This is a genomic window from Mesorhizobium sp. AR02 (genome assembly GCF_024746835.1).
Lineage (GTDB): Bacteria > Pseudomonadota > Alphaproteobacteria > Rhizobiales > Rhizobiaceae > Mesorhizobium.
The window spans coordinates 5,899,963-5,916,996 of sequence record NZ_CP080531.1 but is presented as its reverse complement, the minus strand read 5'-3'; the positions used below and the strand labels follow the sequence as shown (position 1 = coordinate 5,916,996).

Annotated in this window: 14 protein-coding genes; 2 read left to right on the top strand and 12 right to left on the bottom strand. The window is 62.8% G+C overall.

The window, feature by feature from the left end; all coding sequences use genetic code 11:
* The first annotated feature begins 45 nt into the window (after positions 1 to 45).
* Positions 46 to 2,589, top strand: coding sequence for a caspase family protein (locus DBIPINDM_RS32830; RefSeq protein WP_258583090.1), 2,544 nt, complete (start codon positions 46 to 48; stop codon positions 2,587 to 2,589).
* Between the two features lie 503 nt (positions 2,590 to 3,092).
* Here DBIPINDM_RS32830 and DBIPINDM_RS32825 read toward each other — a convergent pair.
* Positions 3,093 to 3,377: a DUF1467 family protein gene (locus tag DBIPINDM_RS32825; protein ID WP_258583089.1), complete on the bottom strand. Its 285-nt coding sequence runs from the start codon at positions 3,375 to 3,377 to the stop codon at positions 3,093 to 3,095.
* The gene (mce, locus tag DBIPINDM_RS32820) at positions 3,374 to 3,778 is read right to left on the bottom strand and encodes a methylmalonyl-CoA epimerase (protein WP_258583088.1); all 405 of its coding nucleotides are present in this window, start codon (positions 3,776 to 3,778) and stop codon (positions 3,374 to 3,376) included. Before mce ends, DBIPINDM_RS32825 begins: the two co-directional genes overlap by 4 nt.
* Before the next feature lie 228 nt (positions 3,779 to 4,006).
* On the opposite strand from mce, the gene DBIPINDM_RS32815 reads away from it, so the two are divergent.
* On the top strand, positions 4,007 to 4,801 hold the full coding sequence (locus DBIPINDM_RS32815; protein ID WP_258583087.1) for an MBL fold metallo-hydrolase: 795 nt from the start codon (positions 4,007 to 4,009) through the stop codon (positions 4,799 to 4,801).
* A gap of 16 nt (positions 4,802 to 4,817) precedes the next feature.
* On the opposite strand, the gene DBIPINDM_RS32810 is transcribed toward DBIPINDM_RS32815, so the two are convergent.
* The 10 genes from DBIPINDM_RS32810 to nuoG all read right to left on the bottom strand — a co-directional run bounded on the left by DBIPINDM_RS32810 (position 4,818) and on the right by nuoG (position 16,969).
* A complete protein-coding gene (locus DBIPINDM_RS32810; protein ID WP_258583086.1) occupies positions 4,818 to 6,488 on the bottom strand; it encodes a ribonuclease J in 1,671 nt (556 codons plus the stop codon).
* A gap of 34 nt (positions 6,489 to 6,522) precedes the next feature.
* Positions 6,523 to 7,344: a biotin--[acetyl-CoA-carboxylase] ligase gene (locus DBIPINDM_RS32805; protein WP_258583085.1), complete on the bottom strand. Its 822-nt coding sequence runs from the start codon at positions 7,342 to 7,344 to the stop codon at positions 6,523 to 6,525.
* Positions 7,345 to 7,348: 4 nt separating this feature from the next.
* Positions 7,349 to 8,785, bottom strand: a complete 1,437-nt coding sequence (gene nuoN, locus DBIPINDM_RS32800) for an NADH-quinone oxidoreductase subunit NuoN (protein WP_258583084.1) — start codon at positions 8,783 to 8,785, stop codon at positions 7,349 to 7,351.
* An 18-nt stretch (positions 8,786 to 8,803) separates the two neighbouring features.
* Positions 8,804 to 10,309, bottom strand: a complete 1,506-nt coding sequence (locus DBIPINDM_RS32795; protein ID WP_258583083.1) for an NADH-quinone oxidoreductase subunit M — start codon at positions 10,307 to 10,309, stop codon at positions 8,804 to 8,806.
* Positions 10,309 to 12,282 (bottom strand): NADH-quinone oxidoreductase subunit L, encoded by a 1,974-nt coding sequence (gene nuoL, locus DBIPINDM_RS32790; protein WP_258583082.1) that lies wholly within the window; start codon positions 12,280 to 12,282, stop codon positions 10,309 to 10,311. The genes DBIPINDM_RS32795 and nuoL overlap by 1 nt, the downstream gene beginning before the upstream one ends.
* A gap of 10 nt (positions 12,283 to 12,292) precedes the next feature.
* Positions 12,293 to 12,601 (bottom strand): NADH-quinone oxidoreductase subunit NuoK, encoded by a 309-nt coding sequence (gene nuoK, locus DBIPINDM_RS32785; protein WP_027025980.1) that lies wholly within the window; start codon positions 12,599 to 12,601, stop codon positions 12,293 to 12,295.
* A 1-nt stretch (position 12,602) separates the two neighbouring features.
* Positions 12,603 to 13,223 (bottom strand): NADH-quinone oxidoreductase subunit J, encoded by a 621-nt coding sequence (locus DBIPINDM_RS32780; protein WP_258583081.1) that lies wholly within the window; start codon positions 13,221 to 13,223, stop codon positions 12,603 to 12,605.
* Between the two features lie 127 nt (positions 13,224 to 13,350).
* Positions 13,351 to 13,842, bottom strand: coding sequence for an NADH-quinone oxidoreductase subunit NuoI (nuoI, locus tag DBIPINDM_RS32775; RefSeq protein ID WP_258583080.1), 492 nt, complete (start codon positions 13,840 to 13,842; stop codon positions 13,351 to 13,353).
* Entirely contained in the window at positions 13,842 to 14,885 is a 1,044-nt protein-coding gene (gene nuoH / locus DBIPINDM_RS32770) for an NADH-quinone oxidoreductase subunit NuoH (RefSeq protein WP_258583079.1), read from the bottom strand. Before nuoH ends, nuoI begins: the two co-directional genes overlap by 1 nt.
* 2 nt (positions 14,886 to 14,887) lie before the next feature.
* Positions 14,888 to 16,969 (bottom strand): NADH-quinone oxidoreductase subunit NuoG, encoded by a 2,082-nt coding sequence (nuoG, locus tag DBIPINDM_RS32765; RefSeq protein WP_258583078.1) that lies wholly within the window; start codon positions 16,967 to 16,969, stop codon positions 14,888 to 14,890.
* Positions 16,970 to 17,034 lie beyond the last annotated feature (65 nt).

Genomic DNA, 17,034 nt, shown 5'->3' with positions numbered 1-17,034 from the left:
GCCGAAAAGCCGTGGGACGCTGTCCGTTTGGGGCGGATTGGGACATTGCGTTTTTTCCTGGCAATCATCCTGGCGATCTTTTTCGTTTCGGCGGCACACGCCGAGCGGCGGGTTGCGCTCATTATTGCGGCCGACGAGTACCGCAACGTGCGTCCCCTGAAGAATGCGGTGAACGACAGCCGCACGATCGAATCCGCGTTGCAAAAACTCGGCTTCGACGTCACCACCGAAGCGAACCGCGACTTGAAGCGTATGCGCCGCGCGCTGGAGGATTTTCGCGACGATGCGGCCGGCGCGGATGTTGCGCTGATCTATTTCTCTGGCCATGGCGTCGAGATCGCCGGCGACAACCGTCTTCTTCCGGTCGATGCCGATCCATCTTCGCTGGACGGGTTGAAGGCCACAACCCTTCCGCTTGAGGAGGTGCGCGAGACAGTGACCGCGGTCGGCAAGATCGGCCTCGTGGTGCTCGATGCTTGCCGCAACGATCCTTTCGGCCAATCCGGGGGCGGCGAATCCGCAGACAGCCAATCTGGAGACAGCCAATCTGGAGACAGCAAGTCTGGCGAAGGACGCGGCGTGATCTCCATTGCGCCAGAGGTGAGAGCCGAGGCCAAGCCCGGGCTCGGACGCATGGGTCGGGCGGAAAACGTGTTGTTCGCCTTCGCCGCGGCGCCCGGACAGACGGCGTCTGACGGCGCATCCGGCAACTCCGAATTCTCTGCCGCGTTGGCCAAGTTCCTGCCCACCGACGGGCTGGAAATACGCTCCGTGCTGACGCTGGTGCAGCAACAGGTCTACGATCTGTCGCGTGGCAAGCAGCTTCCCTATGTCGAGAGCGGCTTGCCGCGGCTGTTCTTCGCCGCGCAGGCCAGCAAGGACGCCCTGCCCGAGCGCGATCGTCTGCTGCTCGCCATGGCCGATGTCACGCCGGACCTGCGCGTCGAGGTCGAGGCGGTGGCGGCCCACGCCGACATGCCGCTGGCGCCGCTATACGCCGCACTGATCACCTCCGACGGCAAGGCGATGGCGCCAAGGCAGCGCCAACAGAAACTCCAGGAAGCGGCCGATGCCTTCATCAAGGTGCGGGCCGATTTGCGCAACTTCGCCTCCTCCGATCCGCAGGTGACGACGCTGCGCCAACAGGCCGAGGCGCAATTGGCACTCGGCTCGTTCGACGAGGCACGTGCGCTGCTTGGCAAGGCAGCGGATATCGACGGCAAGTCGCGCGACGATCTGAAAAACCGCTTCATCGAGCGTACGCTGTCGGAGGTTACGACGCATTATCTCGCCGGCGGCGCCTCGCAGGCGCAATTGCGCTACGACCTCGCCATTGAAGACTATCGCAAGGCTGTGGCCCTCTACGCGGATGTCGAGGGTTTCCAGATACCGGACGACGCGCGCTACCAGCAGACACTGTCCTGGGAACTGATCGGCACGCTGGAAACGACCGTCGGTCATCTGCAGGAAGCCGGCAAAGCCTATGATTCGATGGTCCAGTCCGCTGAGAAACGCGCGGCGGCCGAGCCTGACAAGGTCGACCACCAGCGCGACCTTGCCGTGGCGCAGAACAAGGTGGCCGACGTCAAGAAGGCGATGGGCGATACTGCGGGCGCGATCGCGCTTTACCAGCAGGCTCTCGCCACGATGAAGGCGATCCTCGAAAAAGAGCCTACGCTTGACTATCTGCGCGACTACGCCGTCTGCTTCAACCGCATCGGCGACGCCATGCGGGTTTCGGGCGACGGACCCGGCGCGCTGGCGAACTACCGTTCGGCACTCAAGGTGGCCGAATTCCTGGTCGAGAAAGCGCCTGATAATGACGGCTTTCGGCGCGACGTTTCGGTCAGCCATTCCAAGGTCGGGCTGGCGCTCAGGCTGACCAACGACCTGGAAAGCTCGATCGCCGAATATGAAGTCTCCTTGCAGATCACCGAGGCACTGGCGAAGAAGATGCCTGATGACGCCGAACTGCAGCGCGACATCACCGTCAGCCTCACCGCTATCGGCGACCTGCAGCGGCTGACCGGGCACAACGAAAAGGCTTTCGAACCCTACCAGCGCAGCGTCGATATCGCGCAGAAGCTGGTGGCGCGGGATCCCGGCAACACGCTATGGCGGCGTGACCTCGAGCTTGCGCTGGGCAAGATAGCCGACGCCCGCGCCGAGGCGGGCGACCTTGACGGATCGCTCGCCGACCGCCGTTCCGCGCAGGCCATTGCCGAATATCTGGCCGAACTCGACCCCGACAATGCCGAATGGCAGCGCGACCTTGCGGTTGGCCACAACCGGATCGGCGACGTGCTGATGAGCAAGGGCGACAAGACCGGCGCGGCTGCGGAATACCAGGCTGGCTTCGTCATCGCCAAGGCGCAGTTGCAAGCCGATCCGGGCAACGCACAGCGCACGGTCGATGCCGCCTACAGCCGCTACAAGCTTGCCGTGGCTGGCGTTGACCCGTCGACAAATTTCAAGGCCGCGCTGGCCATGCTGGCCGGACTGAAATCTGAAGGACGCTTGCCGGGTGCCAACGAAGGCTGGATCGGCATGGTCGAGAAAGCGATGGCTGAGGCCGGCGTCACAAAATAGGTTCTCGCCGACTGTGCGGGAGAGCCGAATGTCTTCGGATTTGGCCGGCAATTCTTTGCGCGCGTCAACTCAGGACATGCCGCAAAGGCTCCACCGCGCCTTGCTGGTCGTTTCGAAAGCAAAGCATGCCATACTATTGTGCAGTGCAGCACGAGAATGCCTGTTTCGAGGCAAAATTCTTCGTGACATTTTCATTCGGCTTAGGCTAGTGTGCCGCGATAACCGAGAGGGCGGAGAAAAATCTGCTCTCCTACGCGGTCAAAGTCTTGGGAGGATGCGATCTAGGCGCGGTTACTCGCTGCCGCCGGAAACCGGAAACAGATCGGACGCGTTTAATTGCAAGGCCTCGTGCCTTGCATTTTTTTTGTGCAATCATCTGGTTAGCGCGGCGGGTTGCCAGGTTACATGACCTAGCGTCAACAAGCGTATGGCCGCGAAACATGCGGCCTCTCGATCCGCCCCCGCAGCGCTCCGATCTCGTCGGAGTACCCTTGCCGGGAGATCTATTTTGCCGGGGTCTGGCCGAAATCCGGCACGATGTGGGGGATGTCGCTGAGGCTGTATCCCAGCCCGTGCGTCAAGCCGTAGAAAATGCCCATCAAGATCGCCGTGGCGATGGTGGTGCGGATCACCGCGCGCAGCATATGCGGCCCGCGTGGCGCGCTCGGAACCGTGCCCAGCGTCACGTCATGATCGTCATCCTGCGTCCTGACGCTGAACGGCAGCACGGCAAACAGCACCACCCACCAGGTCGCGAAAAACAGGGCGGTGAACGAAACCCAGCTCATGATTGCTCCAGTTCGATCAGCGTGCCGAAGAAATCCTTCGGATGCAGGAAAAGCACCGGCTTGCCATGCGCGCCGATCTTGGGATTGCCGTCGCCCAGCACGCGGGCGCCGGCGGCCTTGAGCTGATCGCGCGCGGCCAGGATGTCATCAACCTCGTAGCAGAGATGATGCATACCGCCGGACGGGTTCTTCGCCAGGAACGCGGCGATCGGCGAGCCCTCGCCCAAGGGCTCCAGAAGTTCGATCTTGGTGTTGCCGACATTGACGAACACCACCGTGACGCCGTGCTCCGGCAAAGCCTGCGGCTCCGTCACTTCGGCGCCCAGCGTGTTGCGGTAGGCGACAACGGCAGCAGTCAGGTCTGGCACCGCAAGCGCGACATGGTTCAGCCGTCCGAGCATGTGCGAGTTGTCTCTCCTCTGTCCAATGGCTGGCGTCATACGTCAAATCGGCTGAGACCAACAGCCATTCACGAGGCGCGCACTGTCGCACTTTGGTGAACATTCTCCCAAATCACGATCGAGACTGTTCCGACCGGCAACCGCAAAGTACAACCGGCAATGTCTTACATCCGCCCTGCCCGCGCCCGCGTTTTCACCTTCGATCTCGGGTCATTCAAGATTGCCGCCTTGCTCGACGCCGTCGATGTCCGCGACAACCTTGCATCGGCCTTCGCAGCCGGACAGCCGCCAGGCGCGGTGCTCGAACTCGCGGTCTCGAACTTCATCGACCGGGATCGGTACGAACATTGTTTCATCCCGACGCTGATCGACACCGGTTCCGAAAAGATCCTGTTCGACACCGGATGCGGAGATGAGGGCAGTTCACTCCTGGACTGTTTGCAAGACATTGGGCTCGGGCCTGATGATATCGACGTGGTGGTCATCACGCACGGACACCCGGATCACATCGGCGGGCTTGTCAGGAATGGTGAACCGGTTTTCAGCCGGGCACGCTACGTATTCGGCGCGGCGGAATTCGCCTTCTGGACCGAGGGAGCAGCGGTTCGCGAGGCCAGATTGGCCAATCGTGATCTGTTCAGACAGATTTGCACCGGGCTGGCCGACCGGGCAACATTCATAGCGCCCGGAGATGAAGTGGTGCCGGACATTACCGCCCTCGGCGCGTCAGGTCATTCCCCAGGCCTCCTGGCATTTCTCATCGAAAGCGACGGGCAACGACTGCTGATCTGGTCGGACGCCTTCCTGCACTATGTCGTGTCCATCCAGCATCCGGAATGGCATGCCGACTTCGATGACGACAAGGAGCAGGCCGTCGAGACCCGCAAGCGCCTGCTGAGGATGGCAGCCGAACAGCGCCTGCTGGTCGCCGGCCACCACATGCCGTTTCCAGGCCTGGGTTACATCGAATCGGCGAACGGTTCTTTTCGCTGGCTTCCGGTCAGCTATCAGCTGAACTTGTAGCGAACCGCTGCCACCCTCACCTGGTGACGAAAACCGTTACCAGTGGCTTCTTGCCCCAGGCCTCGTTGGCGGCGCCGCGTACCGCGCGACGCACCGCCTCCTGAACCAGGTCGAGGTCCTTTCGCCGCTGGCGGGGAATCGAATCGACCGCGCCGACGGCAGCATCGATCATCAGGTCCTCGAGCGTCTCGCCGCCGGCATCGGCTTCGGCGACGCCGATGGCGACGAGATCGGGATCGCCAGCCAGCTCGTATTTGTCGTCGAGCACGACATTGACCGCGACATGGCCGGCAAAGGACAATTTGCGCCGGTCGCGAATGCCCATTGCCTGGTCCGTGCCGATCAAATTGCCGTCCTTGTAGATGCGGCCGAACGGCACCTGGTCGATGATGGTGGCGGGGCCGGGAGCAAGCCTCAGCATGTCGCCGTCGCGCACCTGTGCCACCTGACCGATGCCGGAGGTCGACATCAGCGATCCCTGAGCCACCAGATGCGCCGCCTCGCCATGCACGGGAACGCCGATCTGCGGGCGCACCCATTCATACATCTTGCGCAACTCGCTGCGCCGGGGGTGGCCGGAGACATGCACCAGCGCATCACCATCCTCGATGATCTTGATGCCGAGATCGATGAGGCGGTTCTTGATCTCGAGGATCGCCTTCTCATTGCCGGGAATGGTGCGCGAAGAAAACACCACCGTGTCGCCCGCCGTCAGCGACACCGATTTCATCTCGTCACGCGACAGTTTCGCCAGCGCCGCCAGCGGCTCGCCCTGGCTGCCGGTGCAGATGATGACGAGGTTTTCGCGCGGGATGAAGCCGAAATCTTCCTCGGCAATGAACTCAGGCAACCCGTCCATATAGCCAAGCTCGTCGGCTACATCGATGACGCGCTTCAGCGAGCGGCCAAGCACCAGGCACTGGCGGCCGGCATCGCGTGCCGCCCTGGCGATGGAAACGATGCGCCCGACATTGGAAGAGAAAGTGGTGACGGCAACGCGGCCCTTGGCGGCCTGGATGACGCCCTTGAGGCCCTCGCCGACGGCGACTTCCGAAGGCGACTCGCCTTCGCGCAGCGCATTGGTCGAATCGCAGATCAGCGCCAGCACGCCCTTGTCGCCATAGGCACGGAAACGCGCCTCGTCGGTCTTGGGCCCGATCGTCGGTTCCGGATCGATCTTCCAGTCACCGGTGTGGATGACCGTGCCAGCCGGCGTCGTGATGGCCAGAGACATCGGCTCGGGAATGGAATGCGCCACCGGAATGGCTTCGATCTCGAACGGGCCGACGGTGAATTTTTCGCCAGCCCGGTAGATCGTCACCGGGATCTTCGGCGCCCCTTGCTCGCCTTGCCGCTTGGCGTCCAGCAGCCCGGCGCTGAACGGTGTCATCCACACCGGCGCCTTCAGCTTCGGCCAGGTGTCGAGCAGCGCACCGTAATGGTCCTCATGCGCATGGGTGATGATGATGCCGCGCAGATTGGCGAGGTTTTCCTCGATGAAGCGCGTGTCGGGCAGGATCAGGTCGACGCCCGGATGCGCCGCGTCGGGAAAGGTGACACCGACATCGATGACGATCCATTCGCGCGCGCTCGGCGGGCCGTAGCCGTAGAGGGCGAAGTTCATGCCGATCTCGCCGACGCCGCCAAGCGGCACGAAGACGAGTTCGGCGTTTTCCGCTTTCGCCATGATTTTTCCCTTCCTGGCCCTCAGGCCAAGCCCATTATACCCGAGCAGATGCCACCGCGCCGAAATGCACGTCGCCGGCGGCAACCGTCACAACCGACCCCTCATCGTCGCGGATCACGAAACGGCAGTCCTCGTCAATGGTCTCGAACACCCCACGCACCACATTACCGTCAATTCTGACAGCAACCTCGCCACCAAGTCCCGCCGCGCGCGCCAGCCAGCGCCGCCTGACGGCGGCAAGACCGCGCCCTTCATCCCACAGGCGGGCATTCTCGCTCCAGGCATCCGACAACGCCAGGAACAGCGTTTCCGCATCGCATGTCGCGCCCAGAGCTTGCAGCGATGTCGCGGGATACGGCAAATCCGTGGGATGCGCCACCACATTGACGCCGATGCCGACGGCGACCGCGAAGCGGCCGCCATCCAGTATCGCCGACTCCAGCAGGATGCCGGCGAGCTTCGCACCGGAAGCAAGCACGTCGTTCGGCCATTTCAGCTCGAAGCGGTTTTGTCTATGGCTCGCGCCATCGAGCCCGATGGCGATCCGGCCCTTCGGCACCACGGCATCCAGTGCATCGGCGAGCGACAGGCCGGCGACGAAACCCAGCGTCGCGGCAAGGCGAAGTTCACCGCCGGTGATGACAAGCAAGGTCGCCGCCAGATTGCCTTCGGGCGACACCCAGGCACGGCCGCGCCGGCCACGTCCGCTTTCCTGCTTCTTGGAAACGACCCACAGCTTACCGGGGTCGCCTGCCCTTGCGTGGTCCAGCGCCACCGTATTGGTGGAACCGACGCTGTCATAGGCCTCGAGCCGGAACCCTTCCGACGCCGAGGTTGGGGCCAGCCGAAATGCCATCCCGTCAGAAAAATGTCTTGGCGGCGGCTTCGGCATAGGTGCCGATCGGTCCGCCGATCAGCACATAGAACAGCACGAAGGCGCCGCAGACGCCGAGCACGACACGCAACTCGCTCGCCATCGGCACGAAGCCGCCGACCGGTTCATCGAACCACATGATCTTGATGATGCGCAGATAGTAATAGGCGCCCACCACCGAGGCCAGCACACCGATGATCGCCAGCGCGTAGAGGTTGGCGTTGATGGCGGCGAGGAAGACGTACCACTTCCCCCAGAAGCCGGCGAGCGGCGGAATGCCGGCCAGCGAGAACATCAGGATGGTCAGGATCGTCGCCATGATCGGATTGGTCGAGGCAAGCCCGGCCAGGTCGCTGATCTGCTCGACATTGCCTTCCTTGCGCCGCATGGCGAGGATGAAGGCGAAGGTGCCGAGCGTCATCACCAGATAGATCAGCATGTAGATGGCGACACCACGCACGCCGGCCTGGCTGTTGGCGGCAAGGCCGACCAGCGCGTAGCCCATATGGCCGATCGAGGAATAGGCCATCAGGCGCTTGATATTGGTCTGGCCGATCGCGGCGAAGGCGCCGAGCGCCATCGAGGCGATCGAGATGAAGACGATGATCTGCTGCCAGTCGGCGGCGATCGGTTTGAACGCGCCCATGGTGACGCGCACGATCAGCGCCATCGCCGCCATCTTGGGTGCTGCCGCCAGGAACGCCGTCACCGGCGTCGGCGCGCCTTCATAGACGTCGGGCGTCCACATATGGAACGGTACCGCCGAGATCTTGAAGGCAAGGCCGGCCAGCACGAAAACCAGGCCGAAGACGAGGCCGAGCTGGCGCTCGCCGCTGCCCAGCGCCGAAGCGATCTCCTGGAAACCGGTGTTGCCGGTGTAGCCGTAGACCAGGCTGATGCCGTAAAGCAGCATGCCCGACGACAGCGCGCCGAGGACGAAATACTTCAGGCCGGCTTCGGTCGAACGCAGATTGTCGCGGTTGATCGCGCACAGCACATAAATCGCCAGCGATTGCAGTTCGAGGCCGAGATAGAGCCCGATCATGCTGTTGGCCGAGATCATCAGCATCATGCCGAGCGTGCAGAGCAGGATCAGCACCGGATATTCGAACTTGTCGAAACGCTCCGCCTTGGCAAAGCGCATCGACATGACCAGCGTCACCGCCGAGCCGACCAGCGCCAGCACCTTCATGAAGCGGGAGAAGGAATCCTGGATGAAGGCGTTGCCATAGGCACTGCCCTGCCCGGTGTGAAAGATCAGCCAGGCGCCGGCGATCACCAGCACGGCCACCGCCAGGCCGGTCACGAAGTTGGCGGTCTTGGCGCGCGAATAGGCTCCGACCATCAGCAGCGCGAGCGCGCCGACGGCAAGGATCAGCTCTGGCGTCGAGAGCGACAGGCTGGAGAGAAGGTCCGGCGTCATGGTTCGCAAAACCCCTGGTCAGTTCGCCGCCGCGGTCTGCGCGGCGCCGATGGATGCAGTGACATTGGTGACGAGCGACTTGACCGACTGGGCCGTCGCGTCGAAGACAGGTGCGGGATAGACGCCGAAGAAGATGACCAGCACGACCAGCGGGTAGATGATGAACTTCTCGCGTGGCGACAGGTCGAGCAGGCCCTTCAGGCTGTCCTTGGTCAGCGCACCGAAGATCACCCGGCGATAGAGCCAGAGCGCGTAGGCCGCCGACAGGATGACGCCGGTGGCAGCAAAGAACGCCACCCAGGTATTGACCCGGAACACGCCGAGCATGGTCAGGAATTCGCCGACGAAGCCTGATGTGCCCGGCAGGCCGACATTGGCCATGGTGAAGACCATGAACACGGTGGCGTATTTCGGCATGTTGTTGACCAGCCCGCCATAGGCGGCGATCTCACGCGTGTGCATGCGGTCATAGATGACGCCCACGCACAGGAACAGCGCGCCCGAGACGAGGCCATGGCTGAGCATCTGGAAGATCGCGCCCTGCACGCCTTCCTGGTTCATGGCGAAGATGCCCATCGTGACGAAGCCCATATGGGCGACCGACGAATAGGCGATCAGCTTCTTCATGTCCTCCTGCATCAGCGCCACCAGCGAGGTGTAGATGATGGCGACGACCGACAGCGTGAAGACCAGCGGCGCGAACATTTCGGATGCCAACGGGAACATCGGCAAGGAGAAGCGCAGGAAGCCGTACCCGCCCATTTTCAGGAGGATGGCGGCCAGGATCACCGAACCGGCCGTTGGCGCCTCGACGTGCGCGTCCGGCAACCAGGTATGCACCGGCCACATCGGCATCTTCACCGCGAAGGATGCGAAGAAGGCGAGCCATAGCCATGTCTGCATGTTGGCCGGGAATTGGTGGGTCAGCAGCGTCGGGATGTCGGTGGTGCCGGACTGGTAGAACATCGCCATGATGGCGAGCAGCATCAGCACCGAGCCAGCCAGCGTATAGAGGAAGAACTTGAACGAGGCGTAGACACGCCGCTTGCCGCCCCAGACGCCGATGATGATGAACATCGGGATCAGGCCGGCTTCGAAGAAGACGTAGAACAGCACGATGTCGAGCGCACAGAACACGCCGATCATCAGCGTCTCGAGCAGCAGGAAGGCGATCATGTAGGCCTTGACGCGCTTCTCGATCGCTTCCCACGACGCCAGGATGCAGAGCGGCATCAGGAAGGTCGTCAGGATGACGAACAGCATGGAAATGCCGTCGACGCCCATATGGTAGGAGATGCCGGAGTCGAGCCAGGCGAATTTCTCGACGAACTGGAAGCCGGCCTGCGAATTGTCGAAGCCGGTCCAGATGAACAGCGAGATGATGAAGGTGAACGTCGTCGTCAACAGCGCGATGGCGCGGATGTTGCGGCGTGCGTTTTCACTGTCATCCCTGATGAACAGGATCAGCAGCACACCAACCAGCGGCAGGAAGGTGACCAGCGAGAGGATTGGCCAGGCGGTCATCAGAGCATCATCCAGGTGACGAGTGCGGCAACGCCGATCAGCATGGCGAAGGCGTAATGGTAGAGGTAGCCGGTCTGCAGCTTGACGACGCGGTTGGTGACGTCGACGACGCGCGCCGAAATGCCATCCGGTCCGAGCCCGTCGATGATGGTGCCGTCACCGGTCTTCCACAGGAAATGGCCGAAGCGCTTGGCGGGCCGCACGAACAGGAAGTCGTAAAGCTCGTCGAAATACCACTTGTTGAGCAGGAAGGCGTAGAGCCCGCGATTCTGCTTCGCCAGGTTCACCGGCATTTCCGGCGAGCGGATGTAGAATTTCCAGGCCAGCGCGAAGCCGATCAGCATGGCGATGAAGGGCGACAGCTCGACCCACAGCGGCAGTTCTTCGATTTCGTGCAGGATGAGATTGTTTGGCAGCGTGAACAGCGACGCCTTCCAGAACTCGGCATAGCCTTCGCCGATAAAGGAATTGTGGAAGATGATGCCCGCAAACAGCGCCCCGGCGGCCAGGATGAACAGCGGCACCAGCATCACCGGCGGCGATTCATGCACATGATGCATCACCTCATGGCTCGCCCGCGGCTTGCCGTGGAAGGTCATGAAGATCAGCCGCCAGGAATAGAAGGAGGTGAAGCAGGCGGCGATGACCAGCAGGATGAAGGCAAAGCCAGCGACCGAGTTATGTCCGGCAAAGGCGCTTTCGATGATCGCGTCCTTGGAGAAGAAGCCGGCGGTGCCGATGACCGTCACCGGAATGCCGACGCCTGTCAGCGCCAGCGTGCCGATCACCATCATCCAGTAGGTGGTCGGGATCAGCTTCCGCAGGCCACCCATCTTGCGCATGTCCTGCTCGTCGGAGACGGCATGGATGACCGAGCCCGAACCAAGGAACAGCAGCGCCTTGAAGAAGGCGTGCGTGAACAGATGGAAGATCGCCGCGCCATAGGCGCCGACGCCGAGCGCCACGAACATGTAGCCGAGCTGCGAGCAGGTCGAATAGGCGATGACGCGTTTGATGTCGTTCTGGACGAGACCGACGGTCGCCGCGAAGAAGGCGGTGAAGGCGCCGATGAAGGTGACGACTGTCAGCGCCGAATGCGACAGCTCGAACAGCGGCGACAGCCGCGCCAGCATGAACACGCCGGCCGTCACCATGGTGGCGGCATGGATGAGCGCCGAGACCGGCGTCGGGCCCTCCATGGCGTCCGGCAGCCAGGTGTGCAGCGGCACCTGCGCCGACTTGCCCATGGCACCCATGAACAGCAGCAGACACACGACGGTCATCGCCGTCTGCTTGTCCAGCGCATGGCCGAGGAAGGTCAGCACCGCCGCACCTTGCGGCGCGCCTTCAGCCGGGATGAACGTTGCTGCGTTGGCGAAGATGGTGCCGAGATTGACCGAGCCGAACAGCACGAACAAACCAAAGATGCCGAGCGCGAAGCCGAAATCGCCAACGCGGTTGACGACGAAGGCCTTGATTGCGGCGGCATTGGCGGACGGCTTCTTGTACCAGAAGCCGATCAGCAGGTAGGAGGCGAGGCCCACCCCTTCCCAGCCGAAGAACATCTGCACGAGGTTGTCGGCCGTCACCAGCATCAGCATGGCGAAGGTGAACAGCGACAGATAGGCAAAGAAGCGCGGCCGGTTCGGATCGTGGTGCATGTAGCCGATCGAATAGATGTGAACCAGCGCCGACACAGTGTTGACCACCACCAGCATCACCACCGTCAGCGTGTCGATGCGCAGCGCCCACGAAGCTTCAAGCCCGCCCGACTGGATCCAGCGCAGCACCGGCACGACGAACACCTCGCCATGGCCGAAACCGACGCTGAAGAAGGCAACCCACGACAGCACCGCCGAAATCACCAGGAAGCCGGAGGTGATGTATTCGGATGCCTTGGCGCCGAGCGACGTGCCGAACAGGCCGACGATCAGGAAGCCGAGCAGTGGAAGGAAGACGATGGCCTGATACATGGTGGTTCCGTCAACCCTTCATCATGTTCACGTCTTCGACCGCGATCGAGCCGCGGTTGCGGAAGAAGACGACGAGAATGGCAAGTCCGATGGCCGCCTCGGCCGCCGCGACCGTCAGCACGAACAGCGCGAACACCTGGCCGACCAGATCGCCGAGCGCCGCCGAAAAGGCGACGAAATTGATGTTGACCGCAAGCAGGATCAGCTCGATCGACATCAGGATGACGATGACGTTCTTGCGGTTCAGGAAGATGCCGAACACGCCGAGCGTGAACAGGATCGCCGATACGGTCAGATAATGTGCGATGCCGACGACCATCTCAGACTCCTTCGCCCGACTTGACCTTGCGGATTTCCATGCCTGTCGCCGGCGTGCGGCCGACTTGGGCTGCGATCGACTGCCGCTTGATCCCTTCCTTATGGCGTAGCGTCAGCACGATGGCGCCGATCATGGCAACCAGCAGGATGAGGCCCGAAATCTGGAAGTAGTAGAGGTAGTCGGTATAGAGGATGTCGCCGAGTGCCGCTGTGTTCGAGCGCGTGGCGAGATCCGGGATGGGTTTCGAGACCGTCGAGGCGAGCCGCGGCGCGAAGGTGTAGCCGCCCAGCACCACGATCAGCTCCGCCGCCAGGATCAGCCCGACCAGCGCGCCGATCGGCGCATATTGCAGGGCACCCTCCTTCATCTCGGCGAAGTCGACGTCGAGCATCATGACGACGAACAGGAACAGCACCATGACCGCACCGACATAGACGACGAGCAGGATTATCGCCAGGAACTCGGCGCCGGTCAGCATGAACAGGCCGGCGGCGTTGAAGAAGGTCAGGATCAGGAACAGCACCGAATGCACGGGGTTGCGCGACGAAATGACCATGAACGCCGACGCCACCGCGATAAAGGCGAAGAGGTAGAAAAAGGCCGCCTCTAGTCCACTCAACATGGGGTTCCCCCGGGTTCCTGTCCGGACGGGCTATCGCCCTATCCGCTTCTGTAGCCTGGTCCCGCCTCCGGGTCCCAAGCCGCGTTGTCCTTAGACGAGGCCCCTCGCCCCGTCCATGCGTCAAATATCAGCGGTAGGGCGAGTCCAGCGAGATGTTGCGCGCCAGTTCGCGCTCCCACCGGTCGCCATTCGCCAACAACCTGTCCTTGTCGTAGTAGAGTTCCTCACGCGTTTCCGTCGCGAACTCGAAATTCGGCCCCTCGACGATGGCGTCAACCGGGCAGGCTTCCTGGCAGAAGCCGCAATAGATGCACTTCACCATGTCGATGTCGTAACGCACCGTGCGGCGCGTGCCGTCATTGCGGCGCGGGCCGGCCTCGATGGTGATGGCCTGCGCCGGGCAGATCGCCTCGCACAATTTGCAGGCGATGCAGCGTTCCTCGCCATTGGGATAGCGGCGCAGCGCATGCTCGCCCCGGAAGCGCGGGCTGACCGGCCCCTTCTCGTGCGGATAGTTGATCGTCTCCTTCGGCGCGAAGAACTGACGCATCGACAGGAAGAAGGCGCTGACGAAATCCTGCAGCAGCAGGGATTTTGCGGCCTGGGACAGAGCGAACATCACGCAAACCCCGTGATCTTGAGGAAGGCTGCGGTGGCGACCACCATGAACAGCGAGATCGGCAGGAACACTTTCCAGCCAAGCCGCATCAGCTGGTCGTAGCGGTAGCGCGGCACGAAGGCCTTCACCATCGAAATGCCGAAGAACACGAAGCAGACCTTCAGCACGAACCAGATGACACCGGGCACCCAGGTGAAAGGCGCGAAGTCGAAGGGCGGCAGCCAGCCGCCAAGGAACAGGATGGTGGCCAGCGCGCACATCAGCACGATGGCGACATATTCGCCGAGGAAGAAGAGCAGGAACGGCGTCGACGAATATTCGACCATGTGGCCGGCGACCAGCTCCGATTCGGCTTCGACCAGATCGAAGGGCGGCCGGTTCGTCTCGGCCAGTGCCGAGATGAAGAAGATGATGAACATCGGGAACAGCGCCAGCCAGTTCCAGTCGAGGAACGTGTTCGGCAGGCCAAGCCGAGTACCAATTCCATCATGCTGCGACAGCACGATATCTGTGAGGTTGAGCGAGCCGGCGGTGAGCAGCACGGTGACGATGACGAAGCCGATCGAGACTTCATAGGACACCATCTGAGCCGCCGAACGCAGCGCGCCGAGGAAGGGGTATTTCGAGTTGGAGGCCCAGCCGCCCATGATCACGCCATAGACCTCGAGCGAGGAGATGGCGAAGACATAGAGGACGCCGACATTGACGTTGGCGATCGCCCAGCCCTGGTTGACCGGAATGACCGCCCAGGCCGAGATCGCCAGCACCGCCGACACTAGCGGCGCCAAAAGGAACACGCCCTTGTTGGCGCCGGACGGGATGACCGGTTCCTTGAAGACGAACTTCAACAGATCGGCGAAGGCCTGCAGTGTGCCGAACGGACCGACGACATTCGGACCGCGGCGCAACTGCACCGCCGCCCAGATCTTGCGATCGGCGTAGAGGATGTAGGCGACGAAGATCAGCAGCACGGCGATGAGGAGCATCGACTCGCCCAGAATCCAGAGCGCCGGCACCACATAGAAGAAGAAGAAAGTGTCCATGCTTATTCCGCCGCCTGCTTGAAGCCGCTCTTGGCCAGCGCCGAGCATTCAGCCATCACGGCCGACGCCCGCGCGATCGGGTTGGTGAGGTAGAAATCCTTCACCGGCGAGGTGAACGTTCCCTTGTTCAGGCGGCCGCCGAGCTTCGCCGTCTTGGCGACGTCATCGGCGCCGCCGGCCAGAACCTGGTCGATGCGGGCGAGATGCGGATAGTCGCCATAGAGTTTGGCACGCAGCTGCGGCAGCGAATCGAAGGGCAGCTTCTTGCCGAGCACGTCCGAGAGCGCCCGCAGGATCGCCCAATCCTCACGCGCCTCGCCGGGCGCGAAGCCGGCGCGGTTGGTCTGCTGCACACGCCCTTCGGTGTTGACATAGGTGGCCGACTTTTCGGTGTAGGCGGCCGCCGGCAGGATGACATTGGCGCGGTGCGCGCCCTGATCGCCATGCGTGCCGATATAGACGACGAAGGCGCCGCCGGTCTTGCCCATGTCGATCTCGTCGGCGCCGAGCAGGAACAGCACGTCCGTCTCGCCCAGCATGCCGGCGACATCCTTGCCGCCCTCGCCCGGCACGAAACCGAGATCGAGGCCACCGACACGTCCAGCCGCATTGTGCAGCACGGCAAAGCCGTTCCAGTCCGCCCGCGCTGCGTTGACAGAAGCAGCGAGCTTCGCCGCCTGGCCGAGCACGGCCGCACCATCGGCGCGAGACAGCGCGCCCTGGCCGATAATAATCAGCGGATGCGTCGCCTTCTTCAGCGTCTGGAAGAACTTGCCATTGCCGTCGGCCAGATCCTTCAGCGAATCCGGTCCGGCGCCCAGCAATTCATACTCGTAGCGCGTATCGCCGATATCGCCGATGACGCCGACCGGCACGTTGCCGACCCGCCAGCGCTTGCGGATGCGGGCGTTGAGCACCGAGGCTTCGAAACGCGGGTTGGCGCCGATGATCAGCACCGCGTCGGCCTGTTCGATGCCTTCGATGGTCGGGTTGAAGATGTAGCTGGCGCGGCCGAGCGCCGGATCAAGCGCTGCGCCATCCTGGCGGCAATCGGTGTTCTTCGAGCCGAGCGAAGCCATCAGAAGCTTCAACGCGTAGATTTCCTCGACTGCCGCGAGATCGCCTGCGATAGCGCCGATCTTCTCGGGCGCTGCCTTCGACACCGCGTCCTTGATCGCCGAAAAAGCCTCGGCCCAGCTCGCCGGAACCAGCTTGCCGTCCTTGCGCACATAGGGGCGGTCGAGGCGCTGCGTGCGCAGGCCATCCCAGATGAAGCGGGTCTTGTCGGAAATCCACTCCTCGTTCACCTGCTCGTTGACGCGCGGCAGGATGCGCATCACTTCGCGGCCACGGCTATCGATGCGGATCGCCGAGCCGACCGCGTCCATCACGTCGATGGATTCGGTCTTGGTCAGCTCCCACGGCCGCGCCTGGAAGGCGAAGGGCTTGGAGGTCAGCGCGCCGACCGGGCAGAGATCGATGACATTGCCCTGCAGTTCCGACGTCATCGCCTGTTCGAGATAGGTGGTGATCTCGGCATCCTCACCACGGCCGATCAGGCCGAGTTCGGAAATGCCGGCGACTTCGGTGGTGAAGCGGACGCAGCGCGTGCAGTGGATGCAGCGGTTCATCACTGTCTTGACCAGCGGGCCGATATACTTGTCTTCGACCGCGCGCTTGTTCTCGTGATAGCGCGAGGAATCGACGCCGAAGGCCATCGCCTGGTCCTGCAGGTCGCATTCGCCGCCCTGGTCGCAGATCGGGCAATCCAGCGGATGGTTGATCAGCAGGAATTCCATCACGCCTTCCCGGGCCTTCTTGACCATCGGCGTGTTGGTGAAGATTTCCGGCGGCTCGCCATTCGGGCCGGGGCGCAAATCGCGCACACCCATGGCGCAGGAAGCCTGCGGCTTGGGCGGCCCACCCTTCACCTCGATCAGGCACATACGGCAATTGCCGGCGATCGACAGCCGCTCATGGAAGCAGAAGCGCGGCACTTCCGCGCCCGCGTCTTCCGCCGCCTGCAGCAGCGTGTAGTGGTCGGGTACAGTGATCTCTTTCCCGTCGACCTTGAGCTTTGCCATTCGCCTCAAACCTCTGCGGATTTACCGCAATCTCATTTCCCGGGCGCGACAGACGCAGCGCCCGG